8 protein-coding genes are annotated in these 17,398 nt (G+C 73.4%); 5 read left to right on the top strand and 3 right to left on the bottom strand.

Annotated elements, in window-relative coordinates; genetic code table 11:
• The first annotated feature begins 193 nt into the window (after positions 1–193).
• The 5 genes from OG206_RS20085 (at position 194) to OG206_RS20065 (ending at position 9,834) form a co-directional block, all read left to right on the top strand.
• Positions 194–3,499 (top strand): FHA domain-containing protein, encoded by a 3,306-nt coding sequence (locus OG206_RS20085; protein WP_327118000.1) that lies wholly within the window; start codon positions 194–196, stop codon positions 3,497–3,499.
• 280 nt (positions 3,500–3,779) lie between these two features.
• Positions 3,780–5,147 (top strand): ABC transporter substrate-binding protein, encoded by a 1,368-nt coding sequence (locus tag OG206_RS20080; RefSeq protein WP_327117998.1) that lies wholly within the window; start codon positions 3,780–3,782, stop codon positions 5,145–5,147.
• Positions 5,148–5,151: 4 nt separating this feature from the next.
• Positions 5,152–6,519, top strand: a complete 1,368-nt coding sequence (locus OG206_RS20075) for a carbohydrate ABC transporter permease (RefSeq protein ID WP_327117996.1) — start codon at positions 5,152–5,154, stop codon at positions 6,517–6,519.
• On the top strand, positions 6,516–7,430 hold the full coding sequence (locus OG206_RS20070; protein WP_327117994.1) for a carbohydrate ABC transporter permease: 915 nt from the start codon (positions 6,516–6,518) through the stop codon (positions 7,428–7,430). The genes OG206_RS20075 and OG206_RS20070 overlap by 4 nt, the downstream gene beginning before the upstream one ends.
• 169 nt (positions 7,431–7,599) lie before the next feature.
• Positions 7,600–9,834 (top strand): bifunctional glycosyltransferase/CDP-glycerol:glycerophosphate glycerophosphotransferase, encoded by a 2,235-nt coding sequence (locus OG206_RS20065; RefSeq protein WP_327117992.1) that lies wholly within the window; start codon positions 7,600–7,602, stop codon positions 9,832–9,834.
• Between the two features lie 90 nt (positions 9,835–9,924).
• Here the strand turns inward: OG206_RS20065 and OG206_RS20060 are convergent, their stop codons facing one another.
• From OG206_RS20060 to OG206_RS20050, 3 genes are read right to left on the bottom strand one after another with little or no spacing between them, the layout of a single operon-like run.
• Positions 9,925–11,079, bottom strand: coding sequence for a glycosyltransferase (locus OG206_RS20060; RefSeq protein WP_327117990.1), 1,155 nt, complete (start codon positions 11,077–11,079; stop codon positions 9,925–9,927).
• Positions 11,079–13,922 carry a bifunctional glycosyltransferase/CDP-glycerol:glycerophosphate glycerophosphotransferase gene (locus tag OG206_RS20055; RefSeq protein ID WP_327117988.1) on the bottom strand — a complete coding sequence of 948 codons (2,844 nt, stop codon included), beginning with the start codon at positions 13,920–13,922 and terminating at the stop codon, positions 11,079–11,081. The genes OG206_RS20060 and OG206_RS20055 overlap by 1 nt, the downstream gene beginning before the upstream one ends.
• Positions 13,919–17,371, bottom strand: coding sequence for a bifunctional glycosyltransferase/CDP-glycerol:glycerophosphate glycerophosphotransferase (locus OG206_RS20050; RefSeq protein ID WP_327117986.1), 3,453 nt, complete (start codon positions 17,369–17,371; stop codon positions 13,919–13,921). Before OG206_RS20050 ends, OG206_RS20055 begins: the two co-directional genes overlap by 4 nt.
• Positions 17,372–17,398: the final 27 nt, after the last annotated feature.

Below are 17,398 nucleotides of genomic sequence, written 5' to 3'. Positions count from 1 at the left end.
AAGATCACTTAGCGGCCACCCCCGGGCGTGTTGTCAGTGGCAGGTGCGAGGATGCCAGCAACACGGAACCGTGTGGTCGGGGGACTCACGCTCCGTGACGACCTGTACCGGACGACGCGTCCGTGCCGGGTGGGGGGAATCACAGGGCATTCTCCCCCTGCCGGCACCCCGCGCAGAAGGGACCGCTGACGCGATGCAGATCCGGCTGACCGTCCTCGCGCCGCGCAGCGGCCAGACCCCGGCACGTGCCTGCGACGTGCTCGTCACCGCCCCCGCGGGGACGGCCCTGGCGGCCGTGGCCTCCGGGCTGGCCACCGCGGTGTCCGGCCCGGAAGGATCCCTGGGCGGCGGCGCCACCGTGCTGTACTCGGGGCGTGACCGTCTGGACCCGCAGCGCTGCGCCCTCGGCGAGCCGCCCCTGGTGGACGGCGCCGTGCTCTCGCTCCAGATGCCCGGTGAGGACGAGGCGGCCGACGACGCCGTCCCGGCACGCCTGCACGTGATCGCGGGACCCGACGCCGGCGGGGTCCACCTGCTCCACGGCGGGCAGATCCGCATCGGCCGTTCCGCCGAGGCCGACGTCCCCCTGGACGACCCGGACGTGTCGCGGCTGCACTGCGCGGTCACGGTCTCCCCGGACGGCCGGGTCACGGTGTCCGACCTGGGCTCCACCAACGGCACCTCGCTGGACGGTGCGGAGGTCGGCGGCCGCCCGGTCCCACTGCTGCCGGGCGCCCTGCTGCGGCTGGGCGAGTCCACGCTCCGGCTCACCTCCGGCACACGTACGCCCGCGCTCACGACGGCGCCGGACGGCGAGGGCCACCTCCGGGTCGCACGGCCCGCCGCCGGCGGCACCCACGGACCGGACGGCCGGCCGGGCGCCGGCACCGACGGGGAGCCGCACGGCTACAGCGCCGCGCCCTCGGGGCGGAGCACGCACGACCCGTTCGACGAAGATCCGTCCGGCCACGACGCCCACCTCGACGGCGTCCGCGTCCACGGCGCCGAACTCACCCACGGCGGAGCCGCCAGACGCGGCGGTATAGGGGCCTGGGCCCGGCGCCTCACCGGCGGCAGGACCGACTCGGCCCAGGAGGGGCCCTACGGTGCGGCGCGGGCCGACGGCGCCACCGCCGCTCCGCACACCTTCCCGGCCCCCGCGCCCTCGGCACCGGCCGGGACCTGGCCGGACCCCGCGACCGTGCTCCTCACGGCGCTCGGGCCCGGCCCGCGCCTGTGGGAGCGCGACATCGCACACCCCGAGGCCCTGGTCGTGCGGCTGGGCACGACGGAGCGTGCGGACCTGCCCGCCGTGCCGGTCACCGTGGGGCTCAGGGAAGCGGGCTCGCTCGGCCTCGCGGGCCCCCGCGACAGGCTGTCCGGGCTCGTCCGCTCGACCGTGGCGCAGCTCGCGGCGCTGCATTCGCCGTTCGACCTGGAGATCGTGCTGATCAGCTCGGACCGCGCCCGGAGCCAGGAGGAGCGGCGGCGCGAGTGGTCCTGGCTCGGCTGGCTGCCGCACCTGCGCCCCATGCACGGCCAGGACTGCCGGCTGCTCCTCGCGTACGACCGCGAGCAGGCCACCGCTCGTGCGGCAGAGCTGACACGCCGCGTGGAGGAGGGGCCCCTGGGCCCCGGCTGGGCCAGCGCGGACCGGTCAGCGGTGGCCGCGGCGGCCCGCCGGCACACCGGGCCACGCACCGTGGTGATCGTCGACGGGGACCCCGGCTCCGCGTCGCTGCGCGAGACCACGGCGGCGCTCGCCGGCTCCGGTGCGGCTGCCGGCATCCATCTGATCTGTCTGGCCGAGACACCGGCCGCCTCCCCCACCTCCCCGGTCGCCGCGACCTACGACAGCGCCTGCCGGGCCTCGATCGCCTTCCGCGAGTGCGGTGCGGTGGCCATGCTCAGTGGTGATGTGGCGACCGCGCTGCGGCTGCTGCGCACGGCGGGCGGCCAGGCCGCCGGGCACGGCACCGTCGCCGCGGTGGACGCGGTCTCGGCCGCGTGGGCCGAGCGGTTCGGGCGCGCGCTGGCCCCGCTGCGGGACGAGGGTTCCGCATCCCTGAACGGCCGGCCGATGGCCGCGGCCGCTCTGCCCCCGTCCGCCCGCCTGCTGGACGAGCTGGGTCTGGCCAGGGCCACGCCTGCCTCCCTGATGGCACGCTGGGCCTCCACCGCCGAGGCGCAGCCCGGCGCGACGGTGCAGGCGGCGGCGCCCGGCGCCGACCTGGACCCGGCGTGCTCCGGCCGCACCCTGAGCACGGGCCCTCGGGTCGGCGCACCCCGCGAATCCCCCGAGCACACCCCGTTCCGGGGCGGCGGGCCGACCAGCTCCGGCTCGGGCGGCTCCCCCTACCCGGCGGGCTCCGGCAGCGGTGGTTCCTCCCGGATCGGCACCCAGCGGCGCGACAGCGACGGCACGGGCAGTGGCGCCGCGCCCTCCTCGCACTACGCGGGACGTCCCGTGCTCGTGCTCGGGGCCGGCCCCCGGGGCCCGCTGTCCGTGGACCTGGCCGACGAAGGACCGCATCTTCTGGTCGAGGGCCCCGCCGGCAGCGGCCGTACGGAGCTGCTGCGCGCCGTCGCCGCCTCCCTGGCGTCGGCCGCCCGGCCGGACAGGCTCGGCATCCTCCTGATCGACGGAGCGGGCGGTGAGCACGGGGAGCTCGGCGAGGGGCTGCGCCCGTGCACCGAACTGCCCCACGTCTTCACCCACCTCGTGGCCTCGGACCCCGTCCGGATGCGGGAGTTCGCCCAAGCGCTCGGCGGCGAGCTGAAGCGCCGTGCGGAGCTGCTCGGGGACCTGGACTTCACCGACTGGCACGCGCGGTACGAGCAGTCGCAGGCGCCGCACCCCGGCCGGCGTCCCGCCGGTGCCGCCGAACAGCACGGCGACATCGAGACACCGGCGGGCGGCACCCTGCGGCTGCGGCCCGCCGCGGCCCGTCCCGTGGACCCGGGTCCCTCCCCGCTGCCCCGGCTGGTGGTGCTGGCCGACGACTTCGACGCCCTGGTCGCCCCGGCACTCGGCAGTCCCGGACGTCCGTCCGCCGGATCGGTCGTGCGGGTGCTGGAAGCCGTCGCCAGGGACGGCGGGCGTCTCGGCGTCCACCTGGTCGCCACGTCCGCCCGCCCCGACCGCACCGAGGACACCGAGCTGGCCCGGGGCGCCCGGCTGCGCATCGTGCTCGACCCGCCCGTCGTCCCCCCGTCCCCGGACGAGCCCGCGCCGGGCCGCGGGCGGCTGGGGCATCCGGACGGCCGGGTGACCCCGTTCCAGGGTGGCCGGGTCACCGGTCGTATCCCGCGCACGGCGACGCAGCGCCCCACCGTCGTACCGCTGGAGTGGGAGCGGATGGGGGATCCCCCCACCCGCCGGCCCGTCCGTGAGCTGGGCAACGGCCCGACGGACCTGGCTCTGCTGGCCAGTGCCCTGGAACGCGCGGCCCGTTCGGTCAACGCCGGACGGCTGCCGCCGCTGCTCCCGCACTCCTGACGCCTCCCGCCGGATCGTGCCGGGCCCATGCCGTCCGGCACCTCGCCGCGCCGTCGTGGATCGCGGCGTTCCCCGTCCGCACTGTTTCGGCATGACGTCACGAGCCCATCACGATCACCGAGTTGCGGGCGAAGACGGTATTGCGGCGCTGGTGCCCCGGGCGTAGGACTGTGCGCACGGACGACGCGGACCGGGACCGGCGGGAGGCGTGAACGACAGTGCGGCGAGCAGCAGTTCGGTGCCGGTTCGCGTACATGCGCACAGAAGAAACGGGGCAGAAATGCGCACAAACCTTCGAATGCGTAGGGCCGCAGTGGTGTTCACCGCGCTCGGAGCGCTGGCCCTCACGGGCTGCGGTGACGACGGCGGCAGCGGCAAGGACAAGACGGGCGACGGCTCCCGCAAGGGCGAGGACAGCCCGTCGAGCGTCACCCTGCCCAAGCTCGACGGCGAGAAGATCTCGGTGGCGGCGGTCTGGACGGGCCCCGAGCAGGCCAACTTCACCAAGGTGCTGGACGAGTTCGAGAAGCGCACGGGCGCCACGGTCACCTTCGTGCCGGCGCAGGACCCGATCGTCAATTTCCTCGGTACGAAGATCGCGGGCGGCCAGCCCCCGGACGTGGCCATGATCCCGCAGGTGGGCGCCATCCAGCAGGCCGTGGTGAAGAAGTGGGCCAAGCCGGTGGGAGCCGAGGCCAAGGCCCAGCTGAGCAAGAACTACGCCCAGGTCTGGCAGGACCTCGGGGCGGTCGACGGCACCCAGTACGGGGTCTACTTCAAGGCCGCCAACAAGTCCCTGGTCTGGTACAACACCAAGGCCTTCGAGAACGCGGGCGCGAGTGAGCCGAAGACCTGGAAGGACTTCCTGGCCACGGCCGAGACCGTGTCCGCCTCGGGTGTCACTCCGGTCTCGGTCGGGGGCGCCGACGGCTGGACGCTCACCGACTGGTTCGAGAACATCTACCTCTCGCAGGCCGGTCCGGAGAAGTACGACCAGCTGGCCAAGCACGAGATCAAGTGGACGGACCCCTCCGTCAAGGACGCCCTCACCACCCTCGCCGAGCTGTTCGGCAAGCCGAGCCTGATCTCCGGGGGCGCCGACGGCGCGCTCCAGACCGAGTTCCCCGTCTCGGTCACCCAGACGTTCACCGGCGGCGACCAGCCCAAGGGCGCGATGGTGTTCGAGGGCGACTTCGTGTCCATCAACATCGCGCAGACCAAGGCGAAGATCGGCACGGACGCCAAGGTGTTCCCGTTCCCCGCGGTGGGTGCGGACTCCCCCGTGGTGACGGGCGGCGACGCGGCCGTGGCACTGAAGGACGGCAAGGGCGCGCAGGCGCTGCTGACCTGGCTCGCGTCCACCGACGCGGCGAAGATCTGGGCCGGGGCCGGAGGGTTCATCTCGCCCAACAGGGGCCTGGACGCGGCTGCTTACCCGAACGACGTACAGCGCAAGATCGCCGAGGCGCTGATCGCGGCCGGGGACGACGTCAGGTTCGACATGTCCGACCAGGCCCCGCAGTCGTTCGGCGGGACACCCGGGAAGGGCGAGTGGAAGACGCTCCAGGACTTCCTCAAGAACCCGAAGGACATCGCGGGGACCCAGGCGAAACTGGAGTCCGACGCCGCCAAGGCGTACACGAGCTGACGGGATGGCCACTGCGACAGCGGGGGGCGCGCAGGCGGCGCCCCCCGCCGACAAGCGTCCCGGCACGAAGACACGGACGCGCCGCAGCGTGACCGGCACGCGCAGGGCCGTCGCCGCGGCCTTCCTGCTGCCGGCCCTGGTGCTGCTCGGCGCCCTCGTCGTCTATCCGATCGTCTATTCCGTCTACCGCTCGTTCCTGGACCAGGCGGGCACGGGGTTCGCGGGCCTCGACAACTACAGGGCGCTGTTCACGGACGACACCATCCGCACGGCGGTCAGGAACAACGCGGTCTGGGTCGTCCTCGCCCCGACCGTCTCCACCGCCCTGGGGCTGATCTTCGCGGTGCTCACCGAACGGATCAGGTGGGGCACGGCATTCAAGCTGATCGTCTTCATGCCGATGGCGATCTCGATGCTGGCCGCCGGGATCATCTTCCGGCTGGTGTACGAACAGGCGCCGGAGCGCGGGGTCGCCAACGCCGTCGTGGTGGGCGTGCACGACTCGTTCGCCGAGTCGTCCGGCTTCCCGAAGGCGCATCCCCTGCCCGTGCACCCGCTGAAGGCGGGTGGCGGCGGTTCCTTCGTCACGAAGGAACCCGTGCGGGCCGGTGAGCCGGCCGGCCTGCCGCTCGTCGGCGTGGTGCCGTCCAAGATGCCCGGCGACGCGGCACCCGCGAAGGCGGCGGCCTCCTCCGGCGACGGGGTCACCGGGACGGCCTGGCTCGACTTCACCAAGGGCGGCGGCGGCAAGCCCAATGTCGTCGACCCCGCGGAGCTGGGCCTCAAGGGCATCAGCGTGGAGGCGGTCAAGGACGGCAAGGTCGTCGCGAGGACCACTGCGGGCGCGGACGGTGTGTTCGCGCTGCCCGCCTCGGCGGACGGAGCCGTACTCCGACTCCCGGCGGACAACTTCCGCGAGCCCTACAACGGGGTCGACTGGCTCGGGCCGTCCCTGGTGACGCCGGGGATCATCGGCAGCTACGTCTGGATGTGGGCGGGCTTCGCGATGGTGCTGATCGCGGCGGGGCTGGCCGGCCTGCCGCGCGAACTCCTGGAAGCGGCCCGGGTGGACGGCGCGAACGAGTGGCAGGTGTTCCGCAGGATCACCGTCCCGATGCTCGCGCCCGTGCTCGCGGTGGTGCTGGTCACGCTGATGATCAACGTGCTGAAGATCTTCGACCTGGTCTTCATCATCGCGCCGGGATCATCCCAGGACGACGCGAACGTCCTGGCCCTGCAGCTGTACCGCTCGTCGTTCGGCACGGACGCGGATCTGGGCGTCGGCAGCGCCATCGCCGTACTCCTGCTGCTGCTGGTGATCCCCGTGATGCTGTTCAACGTGCGCCGGATACGGAAGGAGGGGCGCCGATGACGACGACCGAGGTCGCGAAGGCCGAACCCGGACCCCGGGCCGAGGCCGTGCCCCGTGCCGGAAGGTCCCTCGGGGCGCGGATCGCCGCCCGGGCCGGCGGCGGGGGCATGCGGGTCCTCCTCGTCCTGGTGGGCCTGTTCTGGCTGATGCCGACCATCGGGCTGCTGCTGTCGTCCCTGCGCGGGGCGGACGACATCGCGGCGACCGGCTGGTGGAAGGTCTTCACCGCACCGTCCGAGCTGACCTTCGACAACTACCAGCGGCTGCTCGACAATTCCACCATCACGGGCTCCCTCGTCAGCACGGTCCTGATCACCGTCCCGGCCACCTTCCTCGTGGTCGTGATCGGTTCGTTCGCCGGATACGCCTTCGCCTGGATGGAGTTCCCCGGACGGGACTGGTGGTTCCTGGTGGTCGTGGGGCTGCTGGTGGTTCCGGTCCAGGTCGCCCTGATCCCGGTGTCCGAACTCTTCGGCACGATCGGGATCTTCGAGACGACGTTCGGCGTGATCATGTTCCACACGGCCTTCGGCCTGCCGTTCGCCATCTTCCTGCTGCGGAACTTCTTCGCGGAGATCCCCCGCGAGCTCCTGGAGGCCGCTCGGCTGGACGGGGCGGGCGAGATCAGGCTGTTCACCAGGGTCGTGATGCCGCTCGGCGGGCCCGCGATCGCGTCGCTCGGGATCTTCCAGTTCCTCTGGGTGTGGAACGACATGCTGGTCGCCCTGATCTTCGCGGACTCGGAGTCCCCGCCGATCACGGTCGCGCTGCAGCAGCAGGTCCGGCAGTTCGGCAACAACATCGACGTACTGGCGCCCGGCGCGTTCGTGTCGATGGTGATCCCGCTGGCGGTGTTCTTCGCCTTCCAGCGGCAGTTCGTCTCCGGCGTGATGGCGGGCGCGGTCAAGTAGAAGAGGCCGGTACAGCACAGACGTTCGTCAACATCAGGGCGGCCCGTTCACCCTCGTTCGGGCCGCCCTACCTCGTACTTCCCCCGAATGCCACGTCCGGCGTAACCAAGTCACTCCATCGGCCGTTTGCGGGCCACCTGCCCGCCCGCGAGCGCCCCCTGGATGTGTTGTGCCCCGGTTCAGTGTCATCGTGCCCGCGTACCGGGTCCAGGCGTACTTGCACGCGTGTCTCGACTCCGTGCTGGAGCAGTCCTTCAAGGACTACGAGATCATCGTGGTCGACGACTGCTCACCGGACGCCTGCGGCCCGATCGCCGACGAGTACGCCGTCCGTGACCCCCGTGTCACCGTCGTGCACCTGCCGCACAACTCCGGCCTCGGGCCGGCCCGCAACGCCGGGGTCGCCCGGGCCGCCGGCGACTACCTCCTCTTCCTCGACGGCGACGACACCTTCGCCCCCGAGGCACTGGCGGCCGTCGCCGACCGGCTGGCGGCCACCGGCGACCCCGACGTCCTGGTCTACGACTACGCCCGCACCTACTGGTCGGGCGAGAGCGTGCGGAACACCTTCTCCGAGCACCTCGCCGAGACCGGCCCGGCCTCCTTCCGCCTCGCGGACCGCCCCGAACTGCTCAAGGTCCTGATGGTCGTCTGGAACAAGGCGTACCGGCGCGAGTTCGTCGAGGCGGAGGGCTTCACGTTCCCGCCGGGCTACTACGAGGACACCCCGTGGACCTACCCGGTGCTCATGGCCGCCGGGTCGATCGCCGTCCTGGACACCGTCTGCGTCGGCTACCGCCAGCGACGCCGGGGCAACATCCTCTCCACCACCACCCGCCGGCACTTCGACGTGTTCGACCAGTACGACCGCGTCTTCGCCTTCATCGACTCCCGGCCCGCACTCGCCCACTGGCGCCCGGTGATATTCCGCAGGATGCTCGACCACTTCTCGACGCTCTTCACCTCCCGGGGGCGTCTTCCGCGCGGCACCCGGGGGGAGTTCTTCCGCCGGGCCCGCGCCCACTGCCGCCGTTACCGCACTCCCGGCGCCCCGGTGCCGCGCCGCGCCCGCCTGCGGCACGCCCTGTTCCGGCTCGGCGCCCACCGCACCTACCGCGCGCTCTGGGCCGCCCAGCGGCTGCGCACCCGGCTCGGGCGCGCCGGGTCGACGGTGCGCCGGGCGGCACGCGGGGCGGCCCTGCAGCTCCACTACCGCGTGCAGCTGCGCCTCCCCGTCAGGGCGGGGGACGCGGTGTTCGCGGCGTACTGGCACCGCGGCTACACCTGCAGTCCCGCGGCGCTGGAGGCCACAGCCAGGGCGCTCGTGCCGGGGATCCGCACCTCCTGGATCTGCCGGCCCGAGGACGCGCACACGGTTCCGGAGGCGACCCGGGCGCTGCATCCGGGCACGGCCGCCTACTGGACCGCCCTGGCCCGCTCCAAGTACCTCGTCAACAACGTCAACTTCGACCGCAGACTGGTGAAGAGACGCGGGCAGGTACTGCTGCAGACCCATCACGGCACACCCCTGAAGACCATGGGCACCGACCTCGTGCACCGCCCCGCTGCCGCCGGGTCCATGGACTTCGCGCAGCTGCTGCGCAACGTCGACAAGTGGGACTTCTCCCTCTCGGCCAACCAGCACTCCACCCTGGTGTGGGAGCGCACCTATCCGTCCGGCTACACCACACTGGAGTACGGCAGCCCCCGCAACGACGTCTTCCACCGCACCGGCCCCGACGAGACCGCCCGGCTGCGCGAGCGCTTCGGCGTTCCCCCGGGCAGCACGGCCCTGCTGTACGCACCGACGCACCGCGACTACCGGCGGGAGCAGCAGCACTCCCTGGACCTGGAGCGGCTCGTCCGCGTCCTGGGCCCCCGCTTCGTGATCCTGGCCCGCTCCCACTACCTGGACGCGACGGCCCGGGCGACCGCCGGACACACCCGGCATCCGCGGATCATCGACGTCAGCGCACACCCGTCCGTCGAGGAACTCTGCCTCGCGTCGGACGGGCTGATCACGGACTACTCGTCACTGATGTTCGACTACGTCAACCTGGACCGCCCGGTGGTCCTGCACCTCGAGGACGCGCAGGCGTACGAGGCTGCGCGGGGTACGTATTTCGATCCTGCGGCCTTCCCGCCCGGAGCGGTGGCGCGGGACCAGGAGGAGCTGCACGAGATCTTCGCGACGGACCACTGGCGCGGCCCGCGCTCGGCGCAGCGCCGGGCGGCCTTCCGGGCCCGGTTCTGTCCGTACGACGACGGATACGCCGCCGAGCGCGTCGTGCGCCGGGTCTTCCTCGGGGACACCTCCGGACTGCCGGTCCCCGCGCCGCTGACGGGGCGGGGACCCACGGGGGTGCCCAGGCAGGTGCCCGTGCGGGAGTACACCAACGGCTGAGGCGGCGGGGCGCGGCGGCTCGCCGCGCCCCCAGGTGTTCCGGACCGGGCAGCGTGGTCCGGAGGGGCCCGCGCCCGGACTCGGGTGGAGTCAGCGCTCCAGGAACGCGAACAGTTCCTCCCAGCGGCACATGATCTCCGCCTCGGAGAAGCGCTGGACGTTGATCCGCGCACGGTCGCCCATGGCATCGCGCATGCGGGGGTTGCCGGTGAGCCGCAGCAGCCGGTCGGCGAGCGCGCCGATGTCACCGGCGGGTGCGAGCAGACCGTCCTCGCCGTCGCGGACGATCTCGCGCACCCCCGGGGCGCAGTCGAAGGCCGCGCACGGCAGCCCGTTCGCCATCGCCTCCATCAGGGCCAGCGGGAAACCCTCGCCCCGGGAGGACTGGACGAAGACGGAGGAGCCCGCGAGGGACGCGGGGACGTCGTCGGTGCGTCCCCGCCAGACGACCGAGTCGTCCAGCCCCAGCGCGGTGCACTGCTGCTTGAGAGCCTGCTCGTCCTCGCCCGTCCCGTAGACGTCCAGCCGCCACTCCGGGCGCTGCGGGGCCACCAGTGCCCAGGCGTCCAGGAGCATGTCGATGCCCTTCTGGTCCGTGAGCCTGCCGATGCTCGCCACCGACTTCTCCCGGCGCGGCGAGGGCACCTCGGGCAGGGAGGCCAGGGCGTTGGGCATGAAGCCCACGTTGTTCATCCCGTCGCCCGCCCAGCTGTCGGCGTCCTGTGCCGTGAGGACGAGCCAGCGGTCGAGCGCCGTGTAGTGGTTCTTGATCCAGCGGTAGCGGTGGCTCGCCCGCGAGTAGTCGTACGACTCGTGACTCATCCCGATGACGCGCAGGCCCGACGTGTCCGCCTCGCCGACCCACTCCATCGCCCACACCTGGCTGACGATCACCACCCCGCCGGGCCGGGCCCCCCGGAAGATCTCCGAGAGCCGGCCGACGGCGCGCCGCTTCTCCGCGACGCGGGCGGCCTCGGCGCGCCGGGCCGCGATCCGGAAACGGTCCCGCAGCCCCTGGGGGGCCCAGGGTGTCGGCGGGTGCGCCGGGTACAGGGCGGTGACGGGGTGGCCGCGCGCCTCGGGCAGGGCCATCTTCCGCTCCGAGGCGTGGACTCCGACGGTGTGCACCCGGTGGCCCGCCTCCTGGAAGAGCTGGGCCATGCGGTGCGTCCAGCCGGTCACACCGCCGAGTTCGTCGGTGCTGTTGGCGACGATGAAGACATCGCGGTCACGGCTGCCGCTCATCAGCGGTCCTCCCCGGTACGGGTCGTGCGGGACGGAGTGAGGTGCCGGGCGAACACGGTGTCGACGACCGCGCGGGCGGCGTCCCCCCGGTCGTAGGCACCGAACTCCGTGGCGAAGGCGGCGCGCCGGTCCTGGAACCCGGTGTCCGCGCTCTTCAGGCGGGCGAGCACGGCGAACAGCTCCTCCTCGGTCGCGGTCACGGGCCCCGGCGCCTTCTCCCGCAGGTCGAAGTAGCTGCCCCGCTCGGCGGCGTAGGCGTCGAGGTCCGGTGCGAACAGGACGATCGGGCGGTCCAGGAGTGCGAAGTCGAACATGATCGACGAGTAGTCCGTGACCAGCACGTCGGAGAGCGCGAGGAGTTCGCTGACGTCATGGTGGCCCGAGACGTCCACGACCGTCCCGGGCGGGCAGGGCGGCAGGGTCGCAGCCTCCAGGTAGTGGGCCCGCACCAGCAGCGTGTACGTGTCGCCGAAGCGCTCCGCGAAGCGCGCCGCGTCCAGCAGGAGCCGCTGCCGCCTGCGCCGGCCGGGGCCGCCCCGGAACGTGGGGGCGTACAGCACGACCTTGCGGTGGTCGGGGAGGCCCAGCTCGGCCGCGAGCGCCGGGCGCGGCAGCCGCCCCTCCGCCTCGTCCCGGGCGCGTGCCGCGAGGAGGACGTCGTTGCGCGGGTATCCCGTGCGCAGCAGGGTCTCCTCGGGCAGCCGGTAGGCGCGCGCCAGGGTGCGCTCGTCGTGCGGGGAGCGGACGAGGAAGTGGTCGAAGCGGCCCACCGCCTGCTGGAGCCGCTCGCGCTGCGGGGCGTTCTGCATCCGCACCCGCGTCTCGTCGAAGCCCATGCGCTTGTACGCGGACCCGTGCCAGGTCTGCAGGTAGGTGGCGCCCCGGGGCTTGTCGAGGTTCTGCGGGAACCCCTGGTTGTCGACCCAGTACTCCGCCCTGGCCAGGGCCCACAGATACCTCCAGGACCAGCGGCGCACCAGCCGGGCGTCCGCGGGGAATCCCTCCGGGGAGTCGGCGTACGCCCACACGCAGCGCAGGCGCAGCCCCCGGGCGCGCACCTCCTCGTGGACGGCGCGGGGGCTGTCGCCGTAACAACTGCCCATGTGGCTCTCGAACACCACGCTGCCCCGGCGCACGGGGAGCCGCAGGAGCCAGGAGCGGTACACGGAGACCTTGAGGCCGCGGGCGTGCAGCCGGTCCCTGCGCCTGCCGAGGGCCCGCGCCAGGAGCCTGACCCGGCGCGCGGGACGGAAGTGCGTGGCGTAGTGGACCAGCCGGCGGGCCGTGCGTGCGGGCCTCCGGCAGGCTGCCAGGCGGAGCGCCAGATGGTCCCGGGTGGTGACGTAGGGCTGCCAGGTGTCGCCGGTCAGTCTCCCCAGCCGGGGCCGGGCCGGCGACCGGTCGCCCGGGCCGACGAGGTCATGGGCGGCGAAGAGGTCGCTGACCGAACGGGTCCGGCCGTCCTCCATCACCATCCGGGCGTCCCAGACCGTGTCCCGCGGGCCCAGCGGGCGGACGGCGCCGGTGAGGTCGAAGCGGGCCGACCAGTCGATGCCGGTGGCGTCGGCCCGGAGGTCGTCCACCGGGACGCGGAAGGCACGGGAACCGTCCCGTACGCGGAACTCCAGGTGCGCGTCGAGGGTGCCGTCCGGGTCGGGGCCGGTGTGGCCGGGCAGGACGATCCGCCCCCGGAGCAGAACTCCGCGGCCGTCGGCCTGGTAGCGGGTGAGCCGGTTCATCAGCTTCAGCTCGCCGAACACACGGTACTGGTGGCCGAGTTCGGTGACGTCGAGCGCGGGGTCGGTCCCGTCGCCCCAGTGGACGCGTCCGTCCTCGCCCGTCGAGAGGGGCGCGGCCACGGTGCCCCGCCGGCGCAGGGCGTACGCCGCGCCGAGCACCCCGTCCGCGTCGCCGTGCTGCAGCAGCCGTACGCCGACGCGTTCGACGGGCGGCAGGGTGAGGAGGGCGGCGTCCGGGACACAGTCGGGCAGCACCCGGGAGGCCGTGGCGGCGATCCTGGCCCGCTGGGCGGCGGGCCGCTGGGGGAACGTCCGCACAAGCGGGACCAGCCGGTCCCGCAGGAAGGCGCGGTCCCGCTCCTCGCGCAGCTCGGACAGCCCCTGCGCCACCAGGACGTGGCACACCCTCCGGTGTGCCTCCACGAGCCCGGCGAGGTCCCGCCCGTCGTCGGGCAGGGCCCTCCCCGAGACGATCCGGCGGCGTACGAGCGCGATCCGGCCGACCACGGACGCCGCCAGCGGACCGAAGAGGATCCCGCTGCGCGTGAGGTCCCCGGCGTAGCGCAGGGCGTGCCGCTCGAGTGCGTCCCGCCGCACGCAGAACCCCGACACCAGAGCGTCGTGCACGGCCAGTTCGGGAGCGTCGGTGAAGCGGCGGACGGTTCTGGATCCGCCGAACAGCCGCTGCTGCCATGAGGGTTCGCGCTCCTTGACCCCGTCCTCGGTCAGCCGGCTCCACCGCCCGGCGACCAGGTCGGCCCCGGTGCGCGTCCCGGCCTCCAGGAGGTTGCGGCAGGCGTGCTGCTGGAGGCACTCGCCGGCGTCGAGGACGAGGACGTACGTACCCCGTGCCCCGTCCAGGCCCGCGTTGCGCAGGGCGGCGACGGAATCCGCCCCGGCCTCCACGACGCGCACGCGGTCGGGGGCCCGCCCGGCGAGCGAGCCGGCCGCCTTCCGCACCTCGCCGGACGCGGCGGGGGCGAGGACCACGAGGACCTCGACGGCACGCAGGCTCTGGCCGAGGACGGACTCCACGGACGCCCGCAGCGCCTCCTGTCCGCACTCCGCGGCGGTGACGACACAACTGAAGTCGGGGGCGCTCATGCCCGGCCCCCCTTCAGCATGCGGTCCACTACCCGGGCCGACGCCGTCCCGTCGTCGAGATCGCAGAACGACTCACGGAAGCGCGCGTACGCCTCGCGGTGGCCGGCGGTCGCGGCGTCCGGGTCGCGCAGCGCCTCGACCACGTCGGCCGACGCGGTGATCAGGGGACCGGGCGCCAGCTTCTCGAAGTCGAGGCAGAAGCCGCGCAGGGTGTCGCGGTAGTGCTCCAGGTCGTAGGTGTGGAAGAGCATCGGGCGTCCCGTCTGCGCGAAGTCGAACATCAGGGACGAGTAGTCCGTGACCAGCACATCGCTGATCAGCATCAGTTCCGCCACGTCCGGGTACCGCGACACGTCCCGGACGAAGTCGTCCCCGGGGATGCTGCCGCCGACCAGGTAGTGGCGGCGCACCAGCAGGACGTGATCGTCACCGAGGGCCTTCCGGGCCTGTTCCAGGTCCAGCTGGAGATCCAGTCCGTACAGCCCGCTCCGCCTGGGCCGGTCCTCGCGCCACGTCGGTGCGTACAGGACGACCCGCTTGTCGTCGGGCACGTCGAGCGACTGGCGGACGGCGGCGGCCGTCTTCGCCCGGTCGGGGGCGTACAGCAGGTCGTTGCGCGGGTAGCCGCACTCCATCACCTCGCCCGTGTGCCCGAACGCGCGGCGCAGGACCGGGGTGGAGAAGCGGTTGGGCGAGACGAGGACGCTCCACTGGGCGGCACGCCGGGGCATGGACTCCATGTACGCGGCGTCCGCGAAGGCCGTGCCCGCGAGGTCACGGCCGATCCGCTTGAGCGGGGTGCCGTGCCAGGTCTGGACGACGAACTGCCCCTCCGCCCGCTCGAACCACTCCGGCAGCTGGGTGTTGGTCACGATCCACCTGCTGCGGGCCAGCACCTCGTGCCACTCGGCACTGTGCAGGGCGACCGCCCGGACCCCGGCGGGCACGGCGGCCTGCTGGTCGCGCACCACCCAGAGGTGCTCGACGCCGGTGTCACGGCGGGCCAGTTCCTCCTGGACGGCACGGGGCGAGTCCGAGAACTGACGCCCGTCGAAACTGGAGTACAGGACGGTGTCCCGCAGTCCCGCGCCGCGCGCCTCCGCGTACCGGGCACGCAGCCGGCGCTGCCCGAACGCGCCCCGGTCACGCACCGGCAGGGCGCTGCCCGACGACAGGCAGAGCCGGTCGTGGAAGCGCCGCTCCAGGGTGAAGCGGCGGCCGCGCGCGTCACGGTGGAGCGGCAGGCCGGCATGCAGCTGAGGGACCACCCGCAGCGGCGAATAGCAGTCCGGATCGGTCTCGCCCCGCTCCCGGAGGAAGGGGTACCACCGGCCTTCGGCGAGCGGCAGCGTGCCACCGGGACCCTCGACGGCCGCGGGAAGGAGCGACGTGCGGAAGGCCGCTCCCTCGTGCTCCACGGCGAAGGTGTTCTCCTCGTGGTGGCCGCTGTGGCGCAGGACCAGCTCCACCCCGCGCTCCGGCACGGCCGGGAAGGTGCCCTCGAGGACCAGAGCGCCGTCCTCGGTCCAGGACACGCCCCCGACGACGGGCGGGACGGCCCGGTCGGTGAGGACCAGGTCGCCGGAGGGGTTGGCCGCCGCGTACACCTCGCGGCCGCCGGCCAGTGCGTAGCGTCCCGCCTCCGTCTCGGGGCGGGCGGCGACCGTCAGCCGGCGCGCCCCGCCGACCAGCTGGACGCCCCAGTCCCCGTCGGTGCCGGGAAAGGCGTCCAGCGGGACCTCGGCGACGAAGCCGCGGCCGTCCGCGCCCTCGCCCGGCGCCAGGGGGAACTCCCGGGTCTGCTTCGTGCGCCACTCCTGGATGCGCAGGGCCGTCGCCGTGTCCCGGCCGAGCATCCGCACCGCGATCCGGACCGCGTCGCCCGCCTCCGTCGCCCGGTGCCCGGCGAGCACGGCGTCGATCCGCTCGGCGCGCAGTTCCAGCTTGTTGCCGGACAGCAGGGGGACGACCCGGGTGCGCTCGTCGACGTACCGCACGGCGGGCGCAGCCGGATTGCCCAGCAGGCGCATGGGGCCCCTGCGTGGCCGTCCGGCGCCCACGACGACGGACTCCAGCTTCCAGAGGGTGCGGGCCCCCCGGGCCGTACGCCTGCCCGCCAGGCGCCGCGGGTCGACGACGGTCTCGAAGCCGGAGCGCTCGTAGCCGTGCAGCGACCGGCCGGAGCCGGCCGCCGCCTCGTCCGTCGCGGTCCGGCGCAGCCGCAGCGGGATCACCCTGCGGCCCGACCTCAGCCAGCCGGTCCCCGCCGACCTGCCGGGGGCGTTGCGCACGTACGCGTAGCCCTTGAGGTGCAGCAGGCCCTCCCGCCACACGGCCTCGGTGAGGTGCGCGTGCACGGGCAGGTCCGCGGCGGACAGGGCGGTGACGCTGTGCGGGAGCGGGGCCTCGACGCCCGGATAGGCGGCCCTCGGCCGCAGCGCGCCCCGGACGTGGAAGGTGTCGCGGTCGGTGGACTCGTGGGCCAGGAGGGCGAGCAGTTCCGCCGTCCTGCGCTGCCGGATGAGGCGCCACTTGACCCGCAGGTGCAGCGGGAGCGAGTCGAAGACCGCCGGGTCGACCGTGTCGGCGAAGGCGTTCGCGTGGGTGAGGAAGGCTTCGTGGAAGCTCTCGTCGCCGTCCGGCAGGGCCTCGATGAACAGCCACAGGTCTCCGGAGAGCGCGTGCTCGTCGTAGCGCCGCTTCGCCTCGGCCATGCCGCGGCCGGCGAGGAACCGGCTGACGGTGGAGACCGCGGTGACCCGGTCGCGGATGCCCCGGGCGACCGCGCGCCGGGTGGTGATCGAGCCGTCCCGGTCCCGCCAGTGGTAGACCGGCGTGGCGACGACGTCGACGCTCCGGGCCAGGAAGTACGCCGGCAGGACGACGGCGATGTCCTCGTAGAGCACCCCCGTCGGGAAGGCGAAGGCGTGCTGGTCCCAGAACGTCCTGCGGAACACCTTGTTGCACGCGATGCGGTCGCCGAGCAGGACCCAGTCCCGGGTGATGTGCGTGGCCCGGCGGGACGTCTCCATGGGCTTGCGGAACATCGGGGACTGTTCGAGCGCGCCGTTGGCGCGCAGCCTGAGCACGTTGCCGGTGGCGAAGTCCGAACCGGAGGAGTCGAGTTCTCCCAGCAGCCGGGCGAAGGCGTCCGGCGGGACGACGTCGTCGCTGTCGACGAAGGCCAGGAACTCGGCGTCCCGGTGCGCGTGTCCGGCCCCGGCGTTGCGGGCGGCGCCGAGTCCGGCGTTCTTCTGGCTGACGAGTCGGAAGCGCGGATCCCTGCCGGCGAACTCCCTGGCCACGCCGGCGCTGCCGTCCGTCGAACCGTCGTCCACCATGACGACTTCCAGGTCGGCCATGGTCTGCCCGGCGAGTGAGCCGAGGCAGGCGCCGAGGTACTCCTCGACGTTGTAGAGCGGGACGACGACGGTGAGACGGGGTGCCATGGCGCTGCGCACGATCCTTCCGGGAGG

It is taken from the genome of Streptomyces sp. NBC_01341 (assembly GCF_035946055.1).
Taxonomy (GTDB): domain Bacteria; phylum Actinomycetota; class Actinomycetes; order Streptomycetales; family Streptomycetaceae; genus Streptomyces.
The sequence above is the reverse complement of the archived record's forward strand: the minus strand, read 5'-3'. Positions and strand labels throughout refer to the sequence as shown.